The sequence below is a fragment of the Pantoea sp. ICBG 1758 genome, from assembly GCF_002928325.1.
Classification (GTDB): Bacteria; Pseudomonadota; Gammaproteobacteria; order Enterobacterales; family Enterobacteriaceae; genus Pantoea; species Pantoea eucrina.
This window is the reverse complement of record NZ_POWL01000005.1, coordinates 94007-115554: the sequence shown is the minus strand read 5'-3', so window position 1 is coordinate 115554 and position 21548 is coordinate 94007. Positions and strand designations below refer to the sequence as shown.

Below are 21548 nucleotides of genomic sequence, written 5' to 3'. Positions count from 1 at the left end.
CAGCCATGACCGATAAAACTTTCCTGGTGGAAATTGGCACCGAAGAGTTGCCTCCGAAAGCCCTGCGCAGCCTGGCGGAAGCTTTTGCTGCACACTTTACTGCCGAGCTGGACAGCGCTGGCCTGACGCACGGCGAAGTCAGCTGGTTTGCTGCTCCGCGCCGTCTGGCGCTGAAAGTCGCAGCGCTGGCGGCGGCGCAGCCCGATCGCGAGATTGAGAAGCGCGGCCCCGCCGTCGCGGCTGCGTTTGACGCAGCGGGTAATCCGACGAAAGCAGCTGAAGGCTGGGCACGCGGCAACGGCATCACGGTCGATCAGGCTGCGCGCCTGAGCACCGATAAAGGCGAATGGCTGGTGCATCGCGCCGCGGTGAAGGGCGAGCAGGCCAGCGCGCTGCTGCCGGCAATGGTCACTACCGCACTGAGCAAGCTGCCGATTCCAAAACTGATGCGCTGGGGCGCCAGCGATGTCCAGTTCGTGCGCCCGGTGCATACCGTGACGCTGCTGCTGGGAGAGGAGCTGATCCCGGCCACTATCCTGGGCGTACAGTCAGCGCGCACCATTCGCGGCCACCGCTTTATGGGCGAGCCGGAGTTTACGCTGGAGCACGCCGATCACTATCCGCAGCAGCTGCTGGCGCGCGGTAAGGTAATGGCTGATTACGCTGAGCGTAAAGCAAAAATCAAGGCGGATGCGGAAGCGGCTGCACAGCAGCTGGGCGGCGTCGCCGATCTCAGCGACAGCCTGCTGGAAGAGGTTGCTTCGCTGGTGGAGTGGCCGGTGGTGCTGACCGCAACGTTTGAAGAGAAGTTCCTGGCAGTACCGGCGGAAGCGCTGGTCTATACCATGAAAGGCGATCAGAAATATTTCCCGGTCTACAGCCCGGAAGGAAAACTGCTGCCGAACTTCATCTTCGTTACCAACATCGAGTCAGGCGATCCGCAGCAGATCGTGGCCGGTAATGAAAAAGTTGTGCGTCCCCGTCTGGCGGATGCGGAGTTCTTCTTTAACAGCGATCGTAAAAAGCGTCTGGAAGATAATCTGCCGCGTCTGGAGACGGTGCTGTTCCAGAAAGAGCTGGGCACGCTGCGTGATAAGACCGACCGCATTCAGGCGCTGGCAGGCTGGATCGCCGCGCAGATTGGTGCAGATGTCAATCACGCGACCCGCGCCGGCCTGCTCTCCAAGTGCGACCTGATGACCAACATGGTGTTTGAATTTACCGACACCCAGGGCGTCATGGGTATGCACTACGCCCGTCATGACGGGGAAGCGGAAGATGTGGCGGTAGCGCTCAATGAGCAGTATCAGCCGCGCTTTGCTGGCGATGCGCTGCCTTCTAACCCGGTGGCCTGTGCCGTCGCGATTGCAGATAAAATGGATACGCTGGCGGGCATTTTTGGTATCGGTCAGCATCCGAAAGGCGACAAAGATCCCTTTGCACTGCGCCGCGCCGCGCTGGGCGTACTGCGTATTATCGTCGAGAAGAATCTGCCGCTCGATCTGCAGAGTCTGACCGAAGAGGCCGTGCGCCTCTACGGCAGCAAGCTGAGCAACGCGAAAGTGGTTGATGAGGTGATCGACTTCATGCTGGGTCGCTTCCGTACCTGGTATCAGGAAGAGGGTCACAGCGTTGATACCATTCAGGCGGTACTGGCGCGTCGTCCTACCCGTCCGGCAGATTTCGATGCGCGCATGAAAGCGGTATCGCATTTCCGCACGCTGGAGGCAGCCTCAGCGCTGGCAGCGGCCAACAAGCGCGTGTCGAACATTCTGGCAAAAGCCAGCGATCCGCTGAACGACAGCGTACAGGCATCGCTGCTGAAAGAGAACGCGGAGATCCAGCTGGCGACTTTCGTCACCGCGCTGAGCGACAAGCTGCAGCCCTGGTTTACTGAAGGCCGCTATCAGGATGCGCTGGTGGAGCTGGCACAGCTGCGTGAAGCGGTAGATAACTTCTTCGACAACGTTATGGTTAACGCAGAAGATGATGCCGTGCGCGTGAATCGTCTGACGCTGCTGGCACAGCTGCGTCAGCTGTTCCTGCAGGTGGCAGATATTTCCCTGCTGCAGTAAACGGCAGCAGGATGCGGTAGCGAAAGGGACGAGCAATCGTCCCTTTTTTATTGCCGTCTAACCTGCCGGCGGCACGGTACGCGCGAAGCTCTCGCGCTGAAACAGGGTTTCCGCCAGTTTGACCAGCGCCGGGCGGTTTACACACCAGTTCGGCAGCACGCGACGGAAATTCAGATAGCCAATCATGCAGCCGGTCGCAATATCCGCCAGATTCAGTGTGCCGGTGTTGATCAACTCCGCTTTCGCCGCGGCCGCCTCCAGCGCATCCAGACCGCGCTGGATTTTTTCGCGGTTGCGCAGCAGCACCTCTTCAGACTGCTGCGCGCCAGGCCGCATCTGTTCCCGCACAATGGTCACCGCCGCGTCGTTAATACCATCAGCCAGCTTTGCCAGCTGGCGTACCTGCAGCGCGCGCAGCGCATCATCAGGCAGCAGGGCGGGTGCTTCATCACGCAGCTCAATAACCTGAGCAATGACAGAAGAGTCGTACCAGGTTAATCCGCGCTCGTCGATCAGAGCCGGTACTTTTCCCAGCGGATTATAGTGGGGCACCTGGCTATCTTCCGCCCAGGGTGTATGGTTTATAAACTCAAACACGATGCCCTTTTCCAGCAGAATAACTGAAATTTTGCGCACGAACGGGCTGGTATAACTGCCTATCAGTTTCATCAAAGCCTCCGTATAAAACGCGGTACGTAGCGGTAACGCCCGGGCCAGCTATTCGCCGGGAAACATAAATGGATTCAGGCTACTGCGGGCAAACCCTTCCTGCTCCATGCGCGCATCCAGCACCAGCGACGCCAGGTCGTCGGCAACAGGCTCTACCGCCGGATCCCGCTCCTGGCAGAGCAGTTTCATATAGGTGCCGCAGTCGCCGCAGCTCTCTGCATGAACGGCAGCCTGGTGATTATCGAGCGACCAGAAGTGCAGATCGCGCGTCTGCTCACAGTTGCAGCATCGGTCACTGGCGACGTGCCACTCACTTTCGCACAGGTTGCAGTGCAGATAGCGTAATCCCTCCTGCGCCACATCCATATGCACCAGGCCGGTAACCGGAACGCTGCCGCAGACCGGGCAGAACTGCCGGTGATCGCCCTGTTCCGTCCGCACCTTGCCGGGTATCATAGCGGCCATCTGCGCCCAGTACAGCGACAGCGCAGCCCAGACAAAAGGCGACTTATCGCTGCTGACCCGGCTAAATTCCCCGGCCAGCAGCGCGCCGGCAAGCGTCTCCAGCTCGCTGGCGGACGATTTTTCCAGGTTCTCCAGCACCGCCAGCGCCTGGCCACTCATCTCCGGTTTGAGTTCTGCAATCAGTGAATGCAGCAGCTGCTGCCAGTGACGATCGCGCGGATAGTGGCGAATATCAAGCGGCGGCTCATTGCGCTGCGCGCTTTCTGCAAGGCGCGGACGCAGATCGAGCCGCAGCGGATGGTCATACAGCACAATCTCCTGCGCCTGAGCGATCACTGCAGCAAAGCGCAGATAGTCACCCAGCGGATTTTTTGCCGCCAGATGGCGCAGGCGTGCAGCGCGACGGCTATAGAGATTTTTCAGCCGGGGAAACAGCAGCGGCGGGATCTGTTCCGCGGTCTGCGGTTCGCGTGTTTCCGGCTGATTCTGCGGAATAATGCGAATACTCATCAGGGAACACCTCTATTTTCTGGCGATAACGCTGCCAACAATGAAAGCAGCACGACTACGCTGATGATAGCAGCCTGACGCTCAGGCGGCTGGCTGACGGACGATTAACTGCCGGTGACGGCAGCCGGAGGGAGGGACGATTCTGTGACCGCCGCGGGCCGCGCAGCCAGAGTGCCAGCACATAAGTTGAAGAAAAATTTTTGGCCGACGTTCATGCTCAGCATCTGAACCGGCAGCCGGTATAGCGTACAGGCCGTGAGGCCCGCCGCTTTTGATGAGTGCAATAAGAGACAGATAACGTGACAGCAAAACAGCAGGCAGGTGAGCAACCTGTGAAAACGATCGCTGGCGTAAGCCAGGCTGAAGTGTGGCAGCGCCGGACACCGGAAACGGCCGAAACTGACTGGCTGGCACAGGAGGTGCCGGTAGCGCTGGTCTATAACGGCATCTCGCATGTGGTCATGATGGCGACGCCTGACAACCTTGAGGCGTTTGCGCTGGGTTTCTCGCTTTCAGAAGGGATTATTGAACAACCGGCTGAGATCTATGGCATCGATGTGGTGCCGGGCTGCAACGGCATTGAAGTACAGATTGAGCTCGCCAGCCGCCGGTTTATGGCGTTAAAAGCGCAGCGCCGGGCGATGGCGGGGCGAACCGGCTGCGGCGTCTGCGGCGTTGAGCAGCTGGATCAGATTGGTAAGCCGCTGAAGCCGCTGCCTTTTACCCAGACGTTTGACCTGGCTCAGCTGGACAGCGGGCTGGCGCGGCTGCGTGACTATCAGCCGGTGGGCAATCTTACCGGCTGTACGCACGCGGCGGCATGGCTCTCACCCGAGGGATTGCTGCCGGGCGGCTGTGAAGATGTCGGGCGGCACGTTGCGCTGGATAAGCTGCTGGGGCTGCGCAGTCAGCAGGGATGGCAGCAGGGCGCAGTACTGGTTTCCAGCCGCGCCAGCTATGAGATGGTGCAGAAGTCCGCCATGTGCGGCGTGGAGATCCTGTTTGCGGTCTCGGCCGCCACCCAGCTGGCGGTAGAGGTTGCGCAGCGCAGTAATCTGACGCTGGTAGGCTTCAGTAAGCCAGGGCGGGCAACGATCTATACCCACCCGCAGCGGCTGCGCTAGCCGGTTCAGGCCGCTGAACCGCAAATCCTTATCATTTCTACGGCATTGATAACCCTTTTATGGATCATGATTTTAACTATAATGATCCCACTGCTTACGCGGCACACTGGTAAGGTGATGCTGCAAAACATTAAATGGAGAGGAAGAACATGAGTTATTCACTGCCATCCCTGCCGTACGCCTACGACGCACTGGAACCGCACTTCGACAAGCAGACGATGGAAATCCATCACACCAAACACCACCAGACCTACGTAAACAACGCTAACGCAGCGCTGGAAGGTACCGAATTCGCCGATCTGCCGGTTGATGAGCTGATTACCAAACTGGATCAGCTGCCAGCAGACAAAAAAGGCCCGCTGCGTAACAACGCTGGCGGCCACGCTAACCATAGCCTGTTCTGGAAAGGCCTGAAAACCGGCACCACGCTGCAGGGCGACCTGAAAGCGGCTATCGAAAAAGATTTCGGTAGCGTTGAGAAATTCCAGGAAGAGTTTGAAAAAGCAGCAGCTACCCGTTTTGGCTCTGGCTGGGCGTGGCTGGTGAAAAAAGGCGACAAACTGGCTGTGGTTTCAACCGCTAACCAGGATAACCCGCTGATGGGTGACGCGATCGCCGGTGCGTCTGGCTTCCCAATCATTGGTCTGGATGTGTGGGAGCACGCTTACTATCTGAAGTATCAGAACAAGCGCCCTGACTACATCAAAGCGTTCTGGAACGTAGTGAACTGGGACGAAGCAGCAGCGCGTTTTGCTTCAGCAAAATAATCAGCGCTTATTTCTGCGTAAAAAACCGGTGCGATGTCGCCGGTTTTTTTTATCTGCGTCACGGCAATCTAAACCCCGGCTAAACAGCAAACCGTTTAGTGCCGGCGGGGTAGGGTCATTAACGAATCGTTGAAGCGGCTGTGCTTAACATTGCAGCAGGTTTTTTCGAGACGTTAAGCTCCTTATGACAACAATTACCCACACTGAATCGGGCGATCTCTCTTCTTCAGCGCTGTTTTTTCCGCTGATCAGCGGCAAACTTCGACCTGATAATCTCTGGCACAGCGGCCGCTTTCGTACCAAGTTTGCGTTGCGAACGGCGCTCTATCCGTTTACCACGCTGACCTATCTGCAGCAGCTGGCGCAGCTGCCCTTTTTGCCACAGCTGATGGCCAGCCAGGGTCTGCTGCCCGCTAAACCGCATCGTCCCTATCTCTGTTCGCGGTTTAGCGTGGCGCAGCGCGCACGCGCTATCGTGCAGCACTACCAGCATGTTGCACAGCTTGATAATCCCGCCCTGCGTCAGCTAATGCTGAATCCGGCCGGGACGCCTGTTGCACAGCTCAGCGGCAAAAATGAAGAGCAGTTTACGATTGCCTGCAGCTCCGGCTATTACGATCGCGAAGGTGAGCTGACGCTGACGCTGCACTATCAGGATATGCTGCTGGCCTCCCTCTCATTCTCGCTGATTGGCGGGCCGCAGCGGTGTACGCTGTTTATTGGCGGACTGCAGGGGCCGCGCAAGCATATTCCGTCGGAGGCGATCCGCGAAGCGACTAAAGCGGCGCACGGTCTGTTTCCCAAGCGCGTGCTGATGGAAGCACTGTTTCTGCTGGCGGAGGCGTGTGGAGCAGAAGCGATAGCCGCCGTCGGCGACACCACGCATGTGTTTCGCAGCCTGCGCTATCGACACAGTAAAGGGGATAAGTTTTTTGCCAGCTACAGTGAGTTCTGGCTGTCGCTGGGCGGCGAGGAGCGGGCCGACGGCTGCTTTACGCTGCCGCTGCAGATGGAGCGCAAAGCGCTGGAGGAGATAGCCAGTAAAAAGCGCGCCGAATATCGCCGGCGCTACACGCTGCTCGACAGCCTGAAAGAGCAGGTTCAGCAGGCCGCCGGCTGCGCTCACCGCGCAGACCGTGCAGCCTGAACAGCCTCAGAACGGCTGTTTTGCGTAGCCGGTCATGACTTTCAGACCCATTTCTCGTCCCAGCGCGGTCATCGGATGCACCACAACCAGGCCGCGCACGCTTTTCTTCAGCGCACCCATGTTGGCCTGCTCTTTTTTCGTGATTTCACGGCTGAACGGCAGCTGCTGCAGCTGCTGCGCCTCTTTGCTCAGCTTTTCATCACGTACGCCGCGCAGACGTTCAATCTCCTGCACCAGCGTCTCTTTCTCTTTCAGCAGCGCACCCAGCTTTTCAGCGTCACCCGCTTCCAGCAGCTGGGGCTCTTTGCGGTTCAGTGCGTCCAGCTGATCGCTGAGGCGTTTGATCTCGGCTTTGACTTGTTCTTTCATTGGAAAAACTCATTAAGGAAAACAGGGAAAGGATACATTAATTTAGGCCGGGCGGGCAGTATGACTGTTCGATGTACCGCTGCCTGAGGTCAGACAGCGGGCTTTTTGAATGCCTGCTTGTGCGAAATTCGGGAAATCAGTTCGGTCAAAGAGAGCACCATGGTGGATCGCACCATCTGCAGATAACGCTGCTGCTGCATAATGCGCAGCGCCTCATCATCGCGGGTGAAGTCGGGCTGCGGCGGCCAGGCGACCACACAGTGCAGTTCACTGAACGGCCCCAGCACCTCGTCATCGGTAAAGCGATAGTCGCTGGCGTCGTGGTTCAGCTCTTCGCGCAGCGTCAGCAGTAGTTCGCAATCCTCATACTCCTGCCGCGTAATCACGCCCAGTCCGTAAACAAGCTTAAGACGTACCGACAGCTCGCCCAGCGGCCCGTCTCCCAGCAGCAGTGGTTCGACGGCGTACCTTACCGCATAATCATCTTTGCGAAAAACCTGCAGCACCAGCAGATTAACCGCTTCTGCCAGCAGTTCAACCGCAGCAATCAGAAAGCTTCTCACCGAACGACCGGCGTTCAGGCGCTCAAGCACCTGGTTTTCAAAAGCCTGCTTCTCTTCCATCATTGCCTGCATCGTTCAGCTACCGTCTGCGGGCGCAACCCTGTTGCGCCCGGTTTGCTCACCCGGGGGCGCGCATTATGCCATAGCGCTGTAAGCGCTCACCACAGCCTCTACTGCCTGACTCTCCGGCTCCAGGCCGGAAATTTTTACCAGCGTCTCTGCAACGCCCTGTTCCGCGATCAGCGTGGCCAGCTCCTGCGCCTGCGGATCGGCATCGCTGCGGTAGTGCATCGCGGCTGCGATCCCCTGCACCAGATTATCGTGCGGTAGCTGGTACTCCAGCGTGCCGAGCAGCGGTTTAATCAGGCGATCGCCTGCGCTCAGCTTGCGCAGCGGCTGGCGGCCTACGCGCTCGACGTCATCTTTCAGGTAAGGGTTCTCAAAGCGGGTAAGGATTTTGCTGATGTAAGCCGCATGTTTCTCTGCATCAAAATCGTAGCGCCTGATCAGAACGGCGCCGCTCTCCTGCATGGCCCCCTCAACCACGGCGCGAATGCGGCTATCCAGGATCGCATCGCGAATGGTTACATGACCCGCCAGTTTGCCCAGATAAGCGGTAATAGCGTGGCCGGTATTAAGGGTAAAGAGCTTGCGTTCAACAAACGCCATCAGATTGTCGGTCAGTTCCATGCCAGGGATCGCCGGCAGCGCCCCTTTAAACTGCGTTTTATCAACAATCCATTCGCTGAAGGTCTCAACGGTCACTTCCAGCGGATCGCTGCTGCCCGCTTCAGAAGGCGGGACAATACGATCCACGGCGGAATCGACAAAGCCGACGTGCGCTTCTGCCCAGGCGTGATGCTGCGCCGGCAGCGCCTTCAGCACATGCTGCTTCAGCTGACTGGTGCCGCGCACCATATTTTCGCAGGCGATGATGTTAAGCGGTGCCGTATTACCCCGATCGTGACGGGCGATCAGACCCTGCGCCACGCTGCCGGCAATACGTTCGAGGATCTGCGGTCCGACGGCAGTCGTGACCAGATCGACTTCAGCGATCAGCGCAATGATGTCATCGCTGGTGCTGTTAACGGCGCTGACGCCGGTGACCGTCTCCGTTTTTGCCTGTTCGCCAACAACATGAACCGGATAAGTGTGACGGGCGTTAAGGGCATCCAGCACAACCTGATTGACGTCAGCAAAGACCAGCTCGATGCCGGCATCGGCCAGCAGCTTGCCGATAAATCCGCGACCAATATTGCCTGCTCCAAAATGTAACGCTTTCATAAAATTGACCCATCTCAAATAGCGAAAGGGCGGGCATTTCCGCCCCGGACACAGGGCGGGCCTGCCCGCCCCGGGGAAAAAACTGCTGACTGATTACGCTTTGACGCTGCTGCCTGAGAGCAGATCCAGCACTTCCTGCACGCTGCGGGTCTGCGCCAGTCGTTCAATCACGCTATCATCATCCAGCGCGTTGGTCAGGCTGGTGATCACCTGAATGTGCTCATTGTTGCGGGCCGCAATCCCGATCACCAGGCGCGCCACCTCATCCGGCTCATCGCCAAACTGTACGCCTGCCGGATACTGACAGAACACCACGCCTGTTTTCAGCACGCGATCTTTCGCTTCTACCGTTCCGTGCGGAACCGCAATCGACTCACCCAGATAGGTTGGCGTCAGCTTTTCACGGGCCAGCATCGCCTCAACGTACTCTGGCTGGACATAGCCACCTTTTACCAGCTGCTCACCGGCAAAGCGGATCGCCTGTTCTTTGTTGCTGGCGCTCAGATCGAGGAATACGTTATCCGTCCCGAGCTTAAACAGGTGCGTATTCTCGTTATCAAAGCTGTCTGCCAGCGTTGACTGCACCGTTTCGCGATGCGCCACGCTGCGGTTTACCGTGACCAGTCGCTCGGTCAGGTTGGTGTAGAGCGCGCTATCAAGGAAATTATTCAGCGAGATATGCTGCGCCTGCGGTGCCTGACGCATCGCCCGTTCCGTAAGATCGCGGTGTGTGATCACCAGGTCAACGTCACCCGGCAGCGCATTAATAGCGCTGTTCGTCACCGACACATTCGTGAGGCCCGCATCCTGCACTTTTTTGCGCAGCACGCCGGCACCCATGGCGCTGGAACCCATACCGGCGTCACAGGCAACGATGATTTTACGCACGTGGCTCACGTCTACGCTGTGAGCGTCAGCTACTACCGGCGCGCCTGCCGCCGGCTGGCCTTTAGACTGCGCTTTCATGTCGCGCATACGCTGGGTCGCCGCTTCAATATCTTCGTCTTCTTTCACTTTGCTGGTTTTCAGCAGGATAGAAGAGACAACAAAAGAGACGGCAAAAGCGGCTACGATAGCGGCAACGTTAGCAAAATAGGCGCCTTTTGGCGTCATTGCCAGCACGGCCAGGATAGAACCCGGTGACGCCGGAGAGACCAGACCGCCATTCAGCAGCGTCAGCGTAAATACGCCGGTCATACCGCCCAGGATCACCGCCAGCAGCAGGCGCGGCGCCATCAGCACATACGGGAAGTAAATCTCATGGATGCCGCCGAGGAAGTGGATAATGGCGGCGCCGCCCGCTGACTGTTTGGCGCTGCCGCGACCAAAGATCATATAAGCGACCAGCACGCCCATGCCCGGGCCCGGGTTAGCTTCGATCAGGAAGAAGATCGATTTACCCGCTTCGCTCGCCTGCTGAATACCCAGCGGCGAGAAAATGCCGTGGTTGATGGCGTTGTTAAGGAACAGGATTTTCGCCGGCTCAACGAAAATAGAGGTCAGCGGCAGCAGGTTGTTCTGCACCATCAGGTTAACCCCGGCGGCGAGAATGTGCGACAGCCCCTGCACCAGCGGACCAATAGCCAGGAACGCCAGCAGCGCCAGCAGCATACCGATGATGCCGGCGGAGAAGTTATTCACCAGCATCTCGAAACCGCTTTTGATCTTGCCGTCAACGGCCCGGTCAAACGCGCGGATTGCCCAGCCGCCCAGCGGTCCGGCAAGCATCGCACCGAGGAACATCGGCATATCGGCACCGACAATGACGCCCATTGTCGTAATGGCACCGACCACGCCACCGCGATCGCCGCCGACCAGACGGCCACCGGTGAAGCCAATCAGCAGCGGCAGCAGATAGGTGATCATCGGACCGACGAGTTTCGCCAGCGTTTCGTTCGGGATCCATCCGGTTGGAATAAACAGCGCGGTGATGATACCCCATGCGATAAACGCACCGATGTTAGGCATCACCATATTACTCAGAAAGCGACCAAAGCTCTGCACTCTGACCTTGACTGATGAGGACATAAACCCACCCCTTATTGAGACGCGCTGCAATAAGAGCGCGCATTTGTTTTTGTTGAGACGTTACGGCGGGGGCCGTGGCATTACTGTATGCAGGCGGACTCTAGCACTTGTTCAGGAGCGTGCGTAGCGTCCGGAATTAGTGTGATCCATATCACGCAAAATCGGGGTGAACAGGGGGGGTTAATGTGACTCTTGTCACACAAAGACAGGATAAAAAAGCAGCGGCGCCGAAAAATTCAGCAAAAAAGCGGGTTTTATGTGATAAGCCTCACTCTTTGGTAGTGCGGGTTTATTGCGGAAGTGTGATTAGCGTCACAAAGAATTTCTGGTCATAATTGCGCCAGATCACAGGCGGGTAGGTAAAGCGGCAGGCCGTTATAAAGCGAAGCGCAGCGAGAACCGGGCAGTGGTAATACTGCCCGTAACCGGCGTTATTGCCAGGAACCCTGTACTGCATTTTGCGCCTGCGTCAGCGCCTGCGCATTTGCAGACAGCTCACTCATCAGCGCATTGTACCGGGTCGCCTGATCCTGCGTCGGGAACTGTACGCCACCATCATTAAAAGTGACGCGTGTTCCCTGCGATTGCAGATAGTCTCCGGTCTGTACAGCGCTCTGGCTCAGCGCCTGCAGCTTAGGCAGCAGCGGGATCAGCGTGCCTGCCGGCTGTGTAACCACTTTTGCATAGGCTGCGTCATACGACTTTTTCAGGTCGTCGGGCTGTTTAAGCGTCGCCTTGCTGCTGTCAGCCTGCATTTTCGCGCTCTGGATCTGCTGCGTCAGAACGCTGAGATTGCCGCTCACCTGACGCAGGGTATCGCGGCGGGTCAGATAATCCTGCGGAACGCGAATCGCTGCCAGCTCATCCACGACCGGACGCATACCCTGTTCCGTGGCCTGACTCACCTGCTGAGAAAAGCCATACAGAATGGCATAGTCACTGGCGTAGTTACCGAAGGTCTGCTTCTGGTTTTCACTCAGTGCCGGCAGATGTTCACCGCTGCGCATCACGGTATTTTGCAGAAAATCGTTAAACGCCTTACGCTGATCGCCCTCTTTGTCACCGCAGGCGGTGAGTTGCAATATGACCAGCGCGCTGGCGAGCAGCATGCCGGTACGCATCCAGATGCGGGAAGTTCCTGACGCCATGTTTCAACTCCTGTCGTGACAAAATGGCAATATGTGAATCGCTGAGAATGGTCCTAAAGAATAGTGCAATGGCCTGGCGTGCACAATGACCGAAGGCGTGCAGTGTGATGCTCTCCGGTCAGCGCGCCCGTGTGGCACAGCAATAGTCAACGATGTGGCAGACCGCTGCCCCATTTCAGCCCCTGACCAGCGTAGCAGGCGAAGGAGTGCACGCAGCAGAGGCGGCATAACTCATAACCTTTCCTTTAATATGCATCAGACTGGTGCATCTCCGCTCTATTATTGAGCACAATGCGAACAAAAATGCCGCAGCGGCGGTGCGAAACGTCCGCAGGATGCGAAATGCGGATCTGGCGCTATTTTTGCTTCATTCAGGACAGGAGGCAGAGTGTGACAGACAGCAACTTTTTACCTGACAGGCACTTAAGCGTTACTGCAGGTTTTAGCCATAAGCAAGATGAAAAAATAATCAAAAAACAGACAGCAATTCCTGGATTCTGACCCATACTAAGAAACCCGGCAATTGTTGCATTGCGCTGACATGTTCGCAGTGCCCAGCAGGCTGTGTCCCGTAACGGTTTTATAACTCTAACGTCCAAACCGCTGCGGGATGCAGCCTGATAAAGCCTGGTTTCAGCATCATTTGATGCTTACCTCTCTACTTTCACGTGCTTCATAGTGAGTTTTAAGGAGTTCTCTATGGAATTAAAAGATCCAATGATTGAATTACTCAGCAGTCTTGAGCAAATTGTTTTGACACGTGATGCTAAGCCTTCCGTATCAGATATTGCACTCAACACGGTGTCAGTTCCCGAGCCACAGCGTTTACGTGAGATGACCGGCATGCAGGTGGATGAGTTCGCCCGCGTGATGGGGGTGAGCGTCTCATCAGTAAAAAGCTGGGAAGCGCAGCGCACGCGCCCCTCCGCTACGGCACGCAAATTGATGAAGCTGCTGCAGGCGAATCCCTATCTGGGACGGCAGCTGCTTGAGTAACCAATTATCGGTTCTCCGAACCCGCCTGCACGGCGGGTTTTTTATTTCAGCGCTTCAAATTTAGCCGCCTGACGGGCGAACCAGCTTTCCGGAACGTTATAGGGGGGCTGCGACAGTTGCTGCAATCCCTGTTTGATATTCTGATGCGCCTGCTGCCAGAGCTGTTTATCGCCCTGCAGCAGTAGCTGAATCTGCACCTGCTTCTCAATCAGATAAACGCGCGCAAAATCCGGGTCAAACTGCACTATCGCGCGGGTATTATCGATAATATCTGCCAGCTTGATCGTCTGCGCTTCGGGTGAGGCGTCCGCCGTATGCCGGAAGTGTGCCAGTTTGCGCGCCGCGCGGTTTCTGGCCTGCGGCTGGGCGCTATCAGTCAGCATCGCGACCAGGCCGGCTACGCGCTGGCCAAACTGCTGTTCAATATCCTGTAGCGTGCTGGATGTGTCTTCTACCGTATCGTGCAGCCAGGCAGCTGCCAGCATCTCTTCATCATCGGTTACGCTGCGCACCAGTTCAGCCACTGCCTGCGGGTGAACGATATAGGGCTCATCGGTGTATTTACGTCGCTGGCCTGTGGCTGCATGAAGTTCAGTAGCAAAACGACGCGCCTGCTCCTCCAGTGAATCCTGCATCTTCACTCTCCCGTGAAAAGTAGCTTGCAATTATCTAGCGCGCTATCTATATTAATTTGCATGAAGAGTAATCAAGATGGCAAAAAAGTGAAGCGGCCGCCACTCCAGGTTGATCAGCATCTCTGTTTCGCGCTCTACTCGGCGAATCTGGCCATGCATAAGGTCTATCGTCAGCAGCTGGCGGCACTCAATATCACCTATCCGCAATACCTGGTGATGCTGGTGCTCTGGGTGCAGGATGATGTCACGGTGTCAGAGATTGGCGAACAGCTGTTTCTTGACTCCGCGACGCTGACGCCGCTGCTTAAGCGGCTGGAAACAGCCGGGCTGGTGCGCCGGCAGCGTTCACGCCAGGATGAACGGCAGGTCGTGGTGACGCTGACCGATGAGGGGCGCGAGCTACAGGCGCGCGCCGCTGCGATTCCGGAAGCGGTGCAGTGTGCGACGGCCTGTGACACCGGGACGATGGCAGCGCTGAAAGAGCAGCTTGATATGCTGCGCACCAATCTGAACCGCGCAGGCTGACTGCGCGGATAAAAAAGCATTTACATCGGCGCGGATAAGTAGCGCGTTATTATATAGCGAACGGAGATAAAGTATGTCTTTAGACAAAGTGGTTTATACAGCTAAAGCAAAAGCAACCGGTGGCCGTGACGGACGTGCAACCTCTTCTGACAACGTCCTGGACGTTAAGCTGGGCGTGCCAAAAGAGATGGGCGGAGCCGGTGGCGAGGCGACTAATCCGGAGCAGCTGTTTGCTGCAGGCTATTCAGCCTGTTTCCTCGGCGCCATGAAATTTGTTGCCGGTCGCGACAAAATCGCGATGCCAAAAGAGGCGTGGATTGAAGGTGAAGTTGGCATCGGCCCGATTCCGACCGGTTTTGGTATTGAAGCTACGCTGAATATCCACCTGCCGGAGATGGATGCTGCAGAAGCCCAAAAGCTGGTCGATGCTGCACACATCGTGTGCCCTTACTCTAATGCCACCCGCGGCAATATCGACGTGACGCTGAATATCATTAATTAAGCACGCACGCGGTTAACCGGGCTCCTGCGGGAGCCTTTTTTATTCACCCGCTTTTAGCCCGCACAAAAAAATCTGGTCTTACCATTGGTTAAATGTTCTACTGCTGCGCTTAACACGGCATCGCAGTTATTTTCGGTTCAGATTCGTCCCGATCCTGCTCGATACGTCACGCTTTTCCATTCTCAAAGCGAACCTTGCTGTCTGAACAGAGTCACAGGAACGGTGATAAATCGACACCGGGTCGGGAACAGAAAATTTAAATGAATTATATCAAAAGTTTAACTCAGCAGAAGCTTTCTCTGCTGCTCGCACTTTATCTTGGCATCCTGCTAAACCTGCCAATTTTTTACCGCCGCTTTGACGGCTTCTTAACCAAATCAACCCCGTCCGACTGGCTTTCTGCTGTTGCTGAAGTCACGGCCGCTGTTTTACTTACCTTTTTCCTGATGCGCCTGCTCTCGCTGGGTGGAAAATGGGCTTACCGCGTGCTGGCCAGTCTGCTGGTAGTGATTTCCGTGGCCGCGGCATATTACATGACCTTCTTTAATGTCGTGATTGGCTACGGCATTGTGGCTTCGGTTATGACAACCGACATCGATCTCTCTAAAGAAGTGATCGGCCTGCATTTTATTGTCTGGATGGTGCTGGTCAGCGCACTGCCGCTGCTGCTGATCTGGCGCAACCGGCTGCGTATGACGCTGATTGAGCAGCTAAAAACACCGGGACAGCGCCTGAAACCGGTAGCCATTATGCTGCTGAGCGTGGCGCTGGTATGGCTGCCGATCCGCTATTTTGACAAACTGCAGAAAACGCAGGAAGAGATCACGAATATCGATCTGCCCAGCTATGGCGGGGTAGTGGCACACTCTTATCTGCCTTCTAACTGGATTGCTGCTCTGGGGCTGTTTACCTGGACTAAAGTGGATGAAAAGCTGGACAGCGAAGCGCTGTTCGATCCGGCGAAAAACTTTACCTATGTGGCACCGGCAGGCATTGATGACACTTACGTCGTGTTTGTTATCGGTGAAACCACGCGCTGGGATCATATGGGGATGCTGGGCTACGATCGCGATACCACACCAAAGCTCTCCAAAGAGAAAAACCTGGTGGCGTTCCGCGGTGAGTCCTGCGACACCGCAACCAAGCTCTCGCTGCGCTGCATGTTTGTTCGCGAAGGCGGCACCATGGATAATCCGGGCCGTACTCTGAAAGAGCAGAACATATTTGCCGTCATGAAAGAGCTGGGTTTTACCTCTGAGCTGTTCGCCATGCAGAGCGAGGTCTGGTTCTATGACAATGCCGATGTGAATAACTTCTCTTTCCGCGAGCAGATCGGCTCTGAAAAGCGTAATCAGGGTAAAGCGGTAGACGACATGCTGCTGGTGCCGGAACTGCAGGCTTCCCTGCAGCGTTTCCCGAAAGGCAAACATCTGGTGGTGCTGCATACCAAAGGCTCACACTATCTTTACTCGCAGCGCTATCCCCGCAGCTTCGCGCGTTATCAGCCTGAGTGCATGGGCGTGGATGACACCTGCAGCAAGGCGCAGTTGATCAACGCTTATGACAACTCTGTTTTGTATGTGGACTCGATGCTCGACAGCGTACTGGATCAGCTGCGTGATAAAAAAGCGCTGGTGTTCTATGCGGCGGACCACGGCGAGTCGATCAGCGAAAATATGCACCTGCACGGCACCCCACGTGAGATGGCGCCGCCTGAGCAGTTCCGCGTGCCGATGATGGTCTGGGCGTCCGATAAATATCTGGACGATCCGGTGAACCGCAGCAACTTTGAGCGACTGCAGGCGCAGCAGCGTGTCGGTAAAACGCATCGTCACGTTGAGCTGTTTGATACCATACTGGGCTGTCTGGGCTACACCTCACCCAATGGCGGTATCAATCCGGCAAACAACTGGTGTCAGGCTCCCGCCGCTAAAGCACCGAGCAATCTCTGACCGGTATGCCCGCGCTGAGATCGCCTTCCCGGCGCGGTTGCCTGCTTTTCAGGCAATCAGGCAGCTTTAAAGGGAAAAGGGATTGACGCTGTAAAGGCGCAGCAGTAATATTCGCCCCCATCGGCGAGTAGCGCAGCTTGGTAGCGCAACTGGTTTGGGACCAGTGGGTCGGAGGTTCGAATCCTCTCTCGCCGACCATCATTTAAGAAACCTGCTTTGCAAAAAGCAGGTTTTTTTCGTCTGTCGTATTTGCACTCTCAGGGTGAAATCCGCGACCGCTCCGTAAAGACGAGGTCCGTCCCTGATCGCCCGTCACACGCCATCCATGGCGTGTGACGCTTTACTCCACGGCCCCGCATTTCACCCTTTATCCGGCTTCGGTGATGACTGAGGATTTACTGGCCTTCCCTGAACCAGACTCACATCCTGGCAGCGATCAAGCAAAGTCATCAATTTACGCGTTCCATTAATCATCACCGGGATAAACCTTATTATTCCTCAACACCGCTCTTCATCACTTGCTGCATCAAAGCACCTCTCTTAATTCGCGACACATTCTGCTTATGACCGGCTTTTGCTTTTTGCTGATTTCTTATGCCATTACGCCAGCATATTTCGCTACCCGAACGTCATAACGCACGGGGAATCGTTCAGATATTCGACGTTTATCGACAATTTTAAAATGTTTTTTAGCGGTGATAATCACTGTTATTTGACGCAAGCGCCAGATAATCCAGCGGTATCGAACGCTTTTTCACCGCCTTATATATCGGTTTCTCTCTCCAGTGCTCTTTTTTATCGTTGCTTGCACTTACTCACACTCTGTGTAAATAACCCCACGTTGTATTGACGTTCGTTGCAACTGTTGACAAATTGATGCCTCAGTAAGATGTAGAGACGGACGCATCTGGCTGGTGTATCCCGCCAGGGCAATAACAATAACCGCTCACATTCTGGTCGCTGTCAGACCTGCCCGTACCGCATAAAAAAATCAGAGGACGGGCGATGCACACAACATCACATCACAATGGAGCAAAACATGATGAACTCCCGGGCTAAATCCAGGATGCTGAAGGCCGGTCTCAGCCTGATTGCGATGACCGTCGCTGCCGGTGTTCAGGCGAAGACCCTTGTCTACTGTTCAGAAGGCTCGCCGGAAGGTTTCAACCCGCAGCTCTTTACCTCTGGCACCACCTATGACGCCAGCTCGGTCCCGATTTATAACCGTCTGGTTGAGTTTAAAACCGGCACCACTGAACTGCAGCCAGGCCTGGCTGAAAAGTGGGATGTCAGCGAAGATGGCAAAACCTACACTTTCCACCTGCGCCAGGGCGTGAAGTGGCAGAGCACGAAAGATTTCAAACCAACGCGTGAATTTAACGCCGATGACGTGGTGTTTTCATTTGAGCGCCAGCTCGATAAAAACAATAAATTCCACGGCGTCTCTGGCGGCAGTTACGAATATTTTGAAGGCATGGATATGCCGAAGCTGATCGGCAAAATTGAAAAAGTTGACGATCACACCGTGCGTTTTACCCTGACCCGTCCTGAAGCGCCTTTCCTCGCTGACCTCGGTATGGACTTCGCCTCTATTCTTTCTAAAGAGTATGCGGATAACATGCTGAAAGCAGGCACGCCGGAAAAACTCGATCTGAATCCGGTCGGCACCGGCCCGTTTGTACTGCAGCAGTATCAGAAAGATTCACGCATTCTCTACAAAGCGAACCCGGACTTCTGGGGCACTAAACCAAAAATCGATCGTCTGGTCTTCTCTATTACGCCAGATGCGTCAGTGCGCTACGCCAAGCTGCAGAAGGGCGAGTGCCAGGTGATGCCTTATCCAAACCCGGCTGACATCGCCAGCATGAAGAAAGACAGCAAAATCAATCTGATGGAGCAGCCTGGCCTGAACGTGGGTTATCTCTCATTTAACACAGAGAAAAAGCCGCTGGATAACGCCAAAGTGCGTCAGGCACTGACCATGGCGGTCAACAAGCAGGCGATCATCGATGCGGTCTATCAGGGAGCAGGGCAGGCAGCGAAAAACCTGATCCCGCCAACCATGTGGGGCTATAACGACGAGATCAAAGATTACGCCTACGATCCGGAAAAAGCCAAAGCGCTGCTGAAAGAAGCAGGCATGGCGGATGGCTTCTCTATCGATCTCTGGGCAATGCCGGTGCAGCGTCCATACAACCCGAACGCGCGCCGCATGGCGGAGATGGTTCAGGCGGACTGGGCGAAAATTGGCGTAAAAGCCAAAATTGTTACCTATGAGTGGGGCGAATATCTCAAGCGCGCCAAAGCAGGTGAACACCAGACGGTGATGATGGGCTGGACCGGCGACAATGGCGATCCGGATAACTTCTTTGCCACCCTGTTCAGCTGTGCAGCGGCAAAAGATGGCTCCAACTACTCCCGCTGGTGCTACAAGCCGTTTGAAGATCTGATCCAGCCGGCCCGTGCGGAAGCCGATCACAATAAACGTATTGCGCTCTACAAGCAGGCGCAGGTTGTTATGCACGATCAGGCTCCGGCACTGATCATTGCACACTCGACCGTCTATGAGCCTGTCAGCAAGAAAGTGAGCGGCTATGTGGTTGATCCGTTAGGTAAGCATCACTTCGAAAACGTCGATATTCAGGAATAACCCTTTCGGATTATCACGGTGAGGGCCAGCCTGCTGGCCCTCGGATGCGCTCTTCGCCATCCGTGTCCCGTACTTTTTTCCGGCAAATACTTTTACTGAAGCGCTGCCTGCATCGCGTCCGGCTTTGCCGACCGCGCGTTATGAGCAATGTAGTCCCGCGACGACTTTCCGCTGCGGGAGAATGACTGAGAATCCGGCTTATGCTGCAATTCATACTCCGACGTCTGGGCCTTGTCATCCCGACGTTTATCGGTATTACCCTACTGACCTTTGCGTTTGTTCATCTGATCCCCGGCGACCCGGTGCTGATCATGGCGGGCGAACGCGGTATCTCCCCGGAGCGTCACGCACAGCTGATGGCGCAGTTTGGCCTCGACCAGCCGATGTGGAAGCAGTACATCACCTATATCAACGGGGTGCTGCACGGCGATCTCGGTATCTCTCTGAAGAGCCGCATTCCGGTGTGGGATGAGTTTGTCCCGCGCTTCCAGGCGACGCTGGAGCTGGGCATCTGTGCCATGCTGTTTGCTATCGCCGTGGGTATTCCGGTGGGCGTACTGGCCGCCGTAAAGCGCGGATCGGTTTTCGATCATACCGCCGTGGGGATCTCCCTGACCGGCTACTCCATGCCGATCTTCTGGTGGGGGATCATGCTGATTATGCTGGTATCGGTGCAGCTCAACCTGACGCCGGTCTCTGGCCGGGTCAGCGATACCATCTTCCTTGACGACAGCCATCCCCTGACCGGCTTTATGCTGATCGATACGCTCCTGTGGGGGGAAGAGGGCGACTTCAAAGATGCGGTCATGCATATGATCCTGCCGGCGATTGTGCTGGGCACCATTCCGCTGGCGGTGATTGTGCGTATGACGCGCTCCTCCATGCTGGAGGTGCTGGGCGAGGATTATATCCGCACCGCCCGCGCCAAAGGGCTGACGCGCATGCGGGTTATTGTCGTGCATGCGCTGCGTAATGCGATGCTGCCGGTGGTTACCGTTATCGGTCTGCAGGTCGGTACGCTGCTGGCCGGTGCGATTCTGACCGAGACTATCTTCTCATGGCCGGGTCTGGGCCGCTGGCTGATTGAAGCGCTGCAGCGCCGCGACTATCCGGTAGTGCAGGGCGGCGTGCTGCTGGTTGCCATCCTGATCATTCTGGTCAACCTGCTGGTTGATCTGCTGTATGGCGTGGTTAACCCGCGCATCCGACATAAGAAATAAGGGGGAGCTATGTCTGCTGTTGAACCCGCGCGCGTAACTGCCGCACCAAAGCCGATGACCCCGTTTCAGGAATTCTGGCACTATTTTAAACGTAATAAGGGCGCAGTCATCGGCCTGGTCTACATCACGCTGATGCTGCTGATTGCAATTTTTGCCGATTTTCTGGCACCGCACGGTCCGGCAGAGCAGTTCCGCGATGCGCTGCTGCATCCGCCGGTATGGCAGGAGGGCGGCAGCTGGAGTTATATCCTCGGCACCGATGATGTGGGCCGCGATATTTTGTCACGCCTGATGTTCGGGGCGCGCCTGTCGCTGCTGGTAGGCTGCCTGGTCGTGGTACTGTCACTGATTTTTGGCGTGATTTTTGGCCTGATGGCGGGCTACCTCGGTGGCGTGGTGGATGCCACTATTATGCGTCTGGTCGATATCATGCTGGCGCTGCCCAGCCTGCTGCTGGCGCTGGTGCTGGTAGCCATCTTTGGCCCCTCCATCGTCAACGCTTCGCTGGCGCTGACGTTTGTGGCGCTGCCGCACTACATTCGCCTGACGCGCGCGGCGGTACTGGTGGAGGTTAACCGCGATTATGTCACCGCTTCCGGCGTGGCAGGTGCGGGAACGCTGCGTCAGATGTTCATCAATATTCTGCCAAACTGCCTGGCTCCGCTGATTGTGCAGGCATCGCTCGGTTTCTCCAACGCCATCCTCGACATGGCGGCGCTGGGCTTTCTCGGAATGGGGGCGCAGCCGCCGACGCCGGAGTGGGGCACCATGCTCTCTGACGTTCTGCAGTATGCGCAAAGTGCCTGGTGGGTAGTGACCTTCCCCGGAGTGGTCATCCTGCTGACGGTTCTGGCATTCAACCTCATGGGCGATGGTTTGCGTGATGCACTCGACCCGAAACTCAAGCAGTAAAGAGGCA

At 56.3% G+C, this 21548-nt stretch carries 19 protein-coding genes and 1 tRNA gene; 12 read left to right on the top strand and 8 right to left on the bottom strand.

Going from position 1 to position 21548, the window contains the following annotated elements; all coding sequences use genetic code 11:
* Positions 1-5: 5 nt before the first annotated feature.
* The gene (gene glyS / locus C1Y41_RS16330; RefSeq protein WP_104085872.1) at positions 6-2075 is read left to right on the top strand and encodes a glycine--tRNA ligase subunit beta; all 2070 of its coding nucleotides are present in this window, start codon (positions 6-8) and stop codon (positions 2073-2075) included.
* 57 nt (positions 2076-2132) lie between these two features.
* Here glyS and C1Y41_RS16325 read toward each other — a convergent pair whose 3' ends face one another.
* Together C1Y41_RS16325 and fdhE are read right to left on the bottom strand one after the other, a co-directional pair.
* On the bottom strand, positions 2133-2744 hold the full coding sequence (locus C1Y41_RS16325) for a glutathione S-transferase (RefSeq protein WP_071668235.1): 612 nt from the start codon (positions 2742-2744) through the stop codon (positions 2133-2135).
* 48 nt (positions 2745-2792) lie between these two features.
* Entirely contained in the window at positions 2793-3719 is a 927-nt protein-coding gene (gene fdhE / locus C1Y41_RS16320; RefSeq protein WP_104085871.1) for a formate dehydrogenase accessory protein FdhE, read from the bottom strand.
* A 332-nt stretch (positions 3720-4051) separates the two neighbouring features.
* On the opposite strand from fdhE, the gene fdhD reads away from it, so the two are divergent.
* The 3 genes from fdhD to C1Y41_RS16305 all read left to right on the top strand — a co-directional run bounded on the left by fdhD (position 4052) and on the right by C1Y41_RS16305 (position 6757).
* Complete coding sequence (gene fdhD / locus C1Y41_RS16315) at positions 4052-4843, top strand: formate dehydrogenase accessory sulfurtransferase FdhD (RefSeq protein ID WP_039381616.1); 792 nt, start codon at positions 4052-4054, stop codon at positions 4841-4843.
* A gap of 149 nt (positions 4844-4992) precedes the next feature.
* Positions 4993-5610, top strand: a complete 618-nt coding sequence (sodA, locus tag C1Y41_RS16310) for a superoxide dismutase [Mn] (protein ID WP_039381619.1) — start codon at positions 4993-4995, stop codon at positions 5608-5610.
* Between the two features lie 184 nt (positions 5611-5794).
* The gene (locus tag C1Y41_RS16305; protein WP_071668232.1) at positions 5795-6757 is read left to right on the top strand and encodes a VirK/YbjX family protein; all 963 of its coding nucleotides are present in this window, start codon (positions 5795-5797) and stop codon (positions 6755-6757) included.
* A gap of 6 nt (positions 6758-6763) precedes the next feature.
* On the opposite strand, the gene C1Y41_RS16300 is transcribed toward C1Y41_RS16305, so the two are convergent.
* From C1Y41_RS16300 to C1Y41_RS16280, 5 genes are all read right to left on the bottom strand, one after another.
* Complete coding sequence (locus tag C1Y41_RS16300) at positions 6764-7126, bottom strand: YibL family ribosome-associated protein (RefSeq protein ID WP_065647847.1); 363 nt, start codon at positions 7124-7126, stop codon at positions 6764-6766.
* Between the two features lie 89 nt (positions 7127-7215).
* On the bottom strand, positions 7216-7761 hold the full coding sequence (gene mtlR / locus C1Y41_RS16295; RefSeq protein ID WP_175540444.1) for a mannitol operon repressor MtlR: 546 nt from the start codon (positions 7759-7761) through the stop codon (positions 7216-7218).
* 63 nt (positions 7762-7824) lie between these two features.
* Entirely contained in the window at positions 7825-8973 is a 1149-nt protein-coding gene (mtlD, locus tag C1Y41_RS16290; RefSeq protein WP_039381626.1) for a mannitol-1-phosphate 5-dehydrogenase, read from the bottom strand.
* Between the two features lie 93 nt (positions 8974-9066).
* The gene (locus C1Y41_RS16285; RefSeq protein ID WP_039381628.1) at positions 9067-11001 is read right to left on the bottom strand and encodes a PTS mannitol transporter subunit IICBA; all 1935 of its coding nucleotides are present in this window, start codon (positions 10999-11001) and stop codon (positions 9067-9069) included.
* A 431-nt stretch (positions 11002-11432) separates the two neighbouring features.
* Entirely contained in the window at positions 11433-12149 is a 717-nt protein-coding gene (locus C1Y41_RS16280; RefSeq protein WP_071668231.1) for a DUF3053 domain-containing protein, read from the bottom strand.
* Positions 12150-12848: 699 nt separating this feature from the next.
* Here C1Y41_RS16280 and C1Y41_RS16275 point away from each other — a divergent pair.
* Positions 12849-13145 carry an HTH-type transcriptional regulator gene (locus tag C1Y41_RS16275; RefSeq protein WP_104085870.1) on the top strand — a complete coding sequence of 99 codons (297 nt, stop codon included), beginning with the start codon at positions 12849-12851 and terminating at the stop codon, positions 13143-13145.
* Positions 13146-13186: 41 nt separating this feature from the next.
* Here C1Y41_RS16275 and C1Y41_RS16270 read toward each other — a convergent pair whose 3' ends face one another.
* Complete coding sequence (locus C1Y41_RS16270; RefSeq protein ID WP_104085869.1) at positions 13187-13780, bottom strand: HD domain-containing protein; 594 nt, start codon at positions 13778-13780, stop codon at positions 13187-13189.
* A 60-nt stretch (positions 13781-13840) separates the two neighbouring features.
* Between C1Y41_RS16270 and C1Y41_RS16265 the strand changes: the two genes are divergently transcribed.
* The 7 genes from C1Y41_RS16265 to dppC all read left to right on the top strand — a co-directional run bounded on the left by C1Y41_RS16265 (position 13841) and on the right by dppC (position 21541).
* Positions 13841-14305, top strand: a complete 465-nt coding sequence (locus tag C1Y41_RS16265; protein WP_104085868.1) for a MarR family winged helix-turn-helix transcriptional regulator — start codon at positions 13841-13843, stop codon at positions 14303-14305.
* Between the two features lie 73 nt (positions 14306-14378).
* The gene (locus C1Y41_RS16260) at positions 14379-14807 is read left to right on the top strand and encodes an organic hydroperoxide resistance protein (protein WP_039381640.1); all 429 of its coding nucleotides are present in this window, start codon (positions 14379-14381) and stop codon (positions 14805-14807) included.
* A 260-nt stretch (positions 14808-15067) separates the two neighbouring features.
* The gene (gene eptB, locus C1Y41_RS16255; protein ID WP_104085867.1) at positions 15068-16759 is read left to right on the top strand and encodes a kdo(2)-lipid A phosphoethanolamine 7''-transferase; all 1692 of its coding nucleotides are present in this window, start codon (positions 15068-15070) and stop codon (positions 16757-16759) included.
* A 121-nt stretch (positions 16760-16880) separates the two neighbouring features.
* Positions 16881-16957 (top strand) — tRNA-Pro (locus tag C1Y41_RS16250).
* Positions 16958-17798: 841 nt separating this feature from the next.
* Positions 17799-19409: a dipeptide ABC transporter periplasmic-binding protein DppA gene (dppA, locus tag C1Y41_RS16245; RefSeq protein ID WP_039381644.1), complete on the top strand. Its 1611-nt coding sequence runs from the start codon at positions 17799-17801 to the stop codon at positions 19407-19409.
* Positions 19410-19609: 200 nt separating this feature from the next.
* A complete protein-coding gene (dppB, locus tag C1Y41_RS16240) occupies positions 19610-20629 on the top strand; it encodes a dipeptide ABC transporter permease DppB (protein WP_039381648.1) in 1020 nt (339 codons plus the stop codon).
* A 9-nt stretch (positions 20630-20638) separates the two neighbouring features.
* A complete protein-coding gene (dppC, locus tag C1Y41_RS16235; RefSeq protein WP_039381650.1) occupies positions 20639-21541 on the top strand; it encodes a dipeptide ABC transporter permease DppC in 903 nt (300 codons plus the stop codon).
* The last annotated feature ends 7 nt before the right edge of the window (positions 21542-21548 follow it).

Excerpts from the sequence above, each read along its gene's own strand:
- glyS (WP_104085872.1), top strand. The coding sequence starts at position 6 with ATGACCGATAAAACTTTCCTGGTGGAAATTGGCACCGAAGAGTTGCCT.
- C1Y41_RS16325 (WP_071668235.1), bottom strand. The coding sequence starts at position 2,744 with ATGAAACTGATAGGCAGTTATACCAGCCCGTTCGTGCGCAAAATTTCA.
- fdhE (WP_104085871.1), bottom strand. The coding sequence starts at position 3,719 with ATGAGTATTCGCATTATTCCGCAGAATCAGCCGGAAACACGCGAACCG.
- sodA (WP_039381619.1), top strand. The coding sequence starts at position 4,993 with ATGAGTTATTCACTGCCATCCCTGCCGTACGCCTACGACGCACTGGAA.
- C1Y41_RS16305 (WP_071668232.1), top strand. The coding sequence starts at position 5,795 with ATGACAACAATTACCCACACTGAATCGGGCGATCTCTCTTCTTCAGCG.
- C1Y41_RS16300 (WP_065647847.1), bottom strand. The coding sequence starts at position 7,126 with ATGAAAGAACAAGTCAAAGCCGAGATCAAACGCCTCAGCGATCAGCTG.
- mtlR (WP_175540444.1), bottom strand. The coding sequence starts at position 7,761 with ATGCAGGCAATGATGGAAGAGAAGCAGGCTTTTGAAAACCAGGTGCTT.
- mtlD (WP_039381626.1), bottom strand. The coding sequence starts at position 8,973 with ATGAAAGCGTTACATTTTGGAGCAGGCAATATTGGTCGCGGATTTATC.
- C1Y41_RS16285 (WP_039381628.1), bottom strand. The coding sequence starts at position 11,001 with ATGTCCTCATCAGTCAAGGTCAGAGTGCAGAGCTTTGGTCGCTTTCTG.
- C1Y41_RS16280 (WP_071668231.1), bottom strand. The coding sequence starts at position 12,149 with ATGGCGTCAGGAACTTCCCGCATCTGGATGCGTACCGGCATGCTGCTC.
- C1Y41_RS16275 (WP_104085870.1), top strand. The coding sequence starts at position 12,849 with ATGGAATTAAAAGATCCAATGATTGAATTACTCAGCAGTCTTGAGCAA.
- C1Y41_RS16270 (WP_104085869.1), bottom strand. The coding sequence starts at position 13,780 with ATGCAGGATTCACTGGAGGAGCAGGCGCGTCGTTTTGCTACTGAACTT.
- C1Y41_RS16265 (WP_104085868.1), top strand. The coding sequence starts at position 13,841 with ATGAAGAGTAATCAAGATGGCAAAAAAGTGAAGCGGCCGCCACTCCAG.
- C1Y41_RS16260 (WP_039381640.1), top strand. The coding sequence starts at position 14,379 with ATGTCTTTAGACAAAGTGGTTTATACAGCTAAAGCAAAAGCAACCGGT.
- eptB (WP_104085867.1), top strand. The coding sequence starts at position 15,068 with ATGAATTATATCAAAAGTTTAACTCAGCAGAAGCTTTCTCTGCTGCTC.
- dppA (WP_039381644.1), top strand. The coding sequence starts at position 17,799 with ATGATGAACTCCCGGGCTAAATCCAGGATGCTGAAGGCCGGTCTCAGC.
- dppB (WP_039381648.1), top strand. The coding sequence starts at position 19,610 with ATGCTGCAATTCATACTCCGACGTCTGGGCCTTGTCATCCCGACGTTT.
- dppC (WP_039381650.1), top strand. The coding sequence starts at position 20,639 with ATGTCTGCTGTTGAACCCGCGCGCGTAACTGCCGCACCAAAGCCGATG.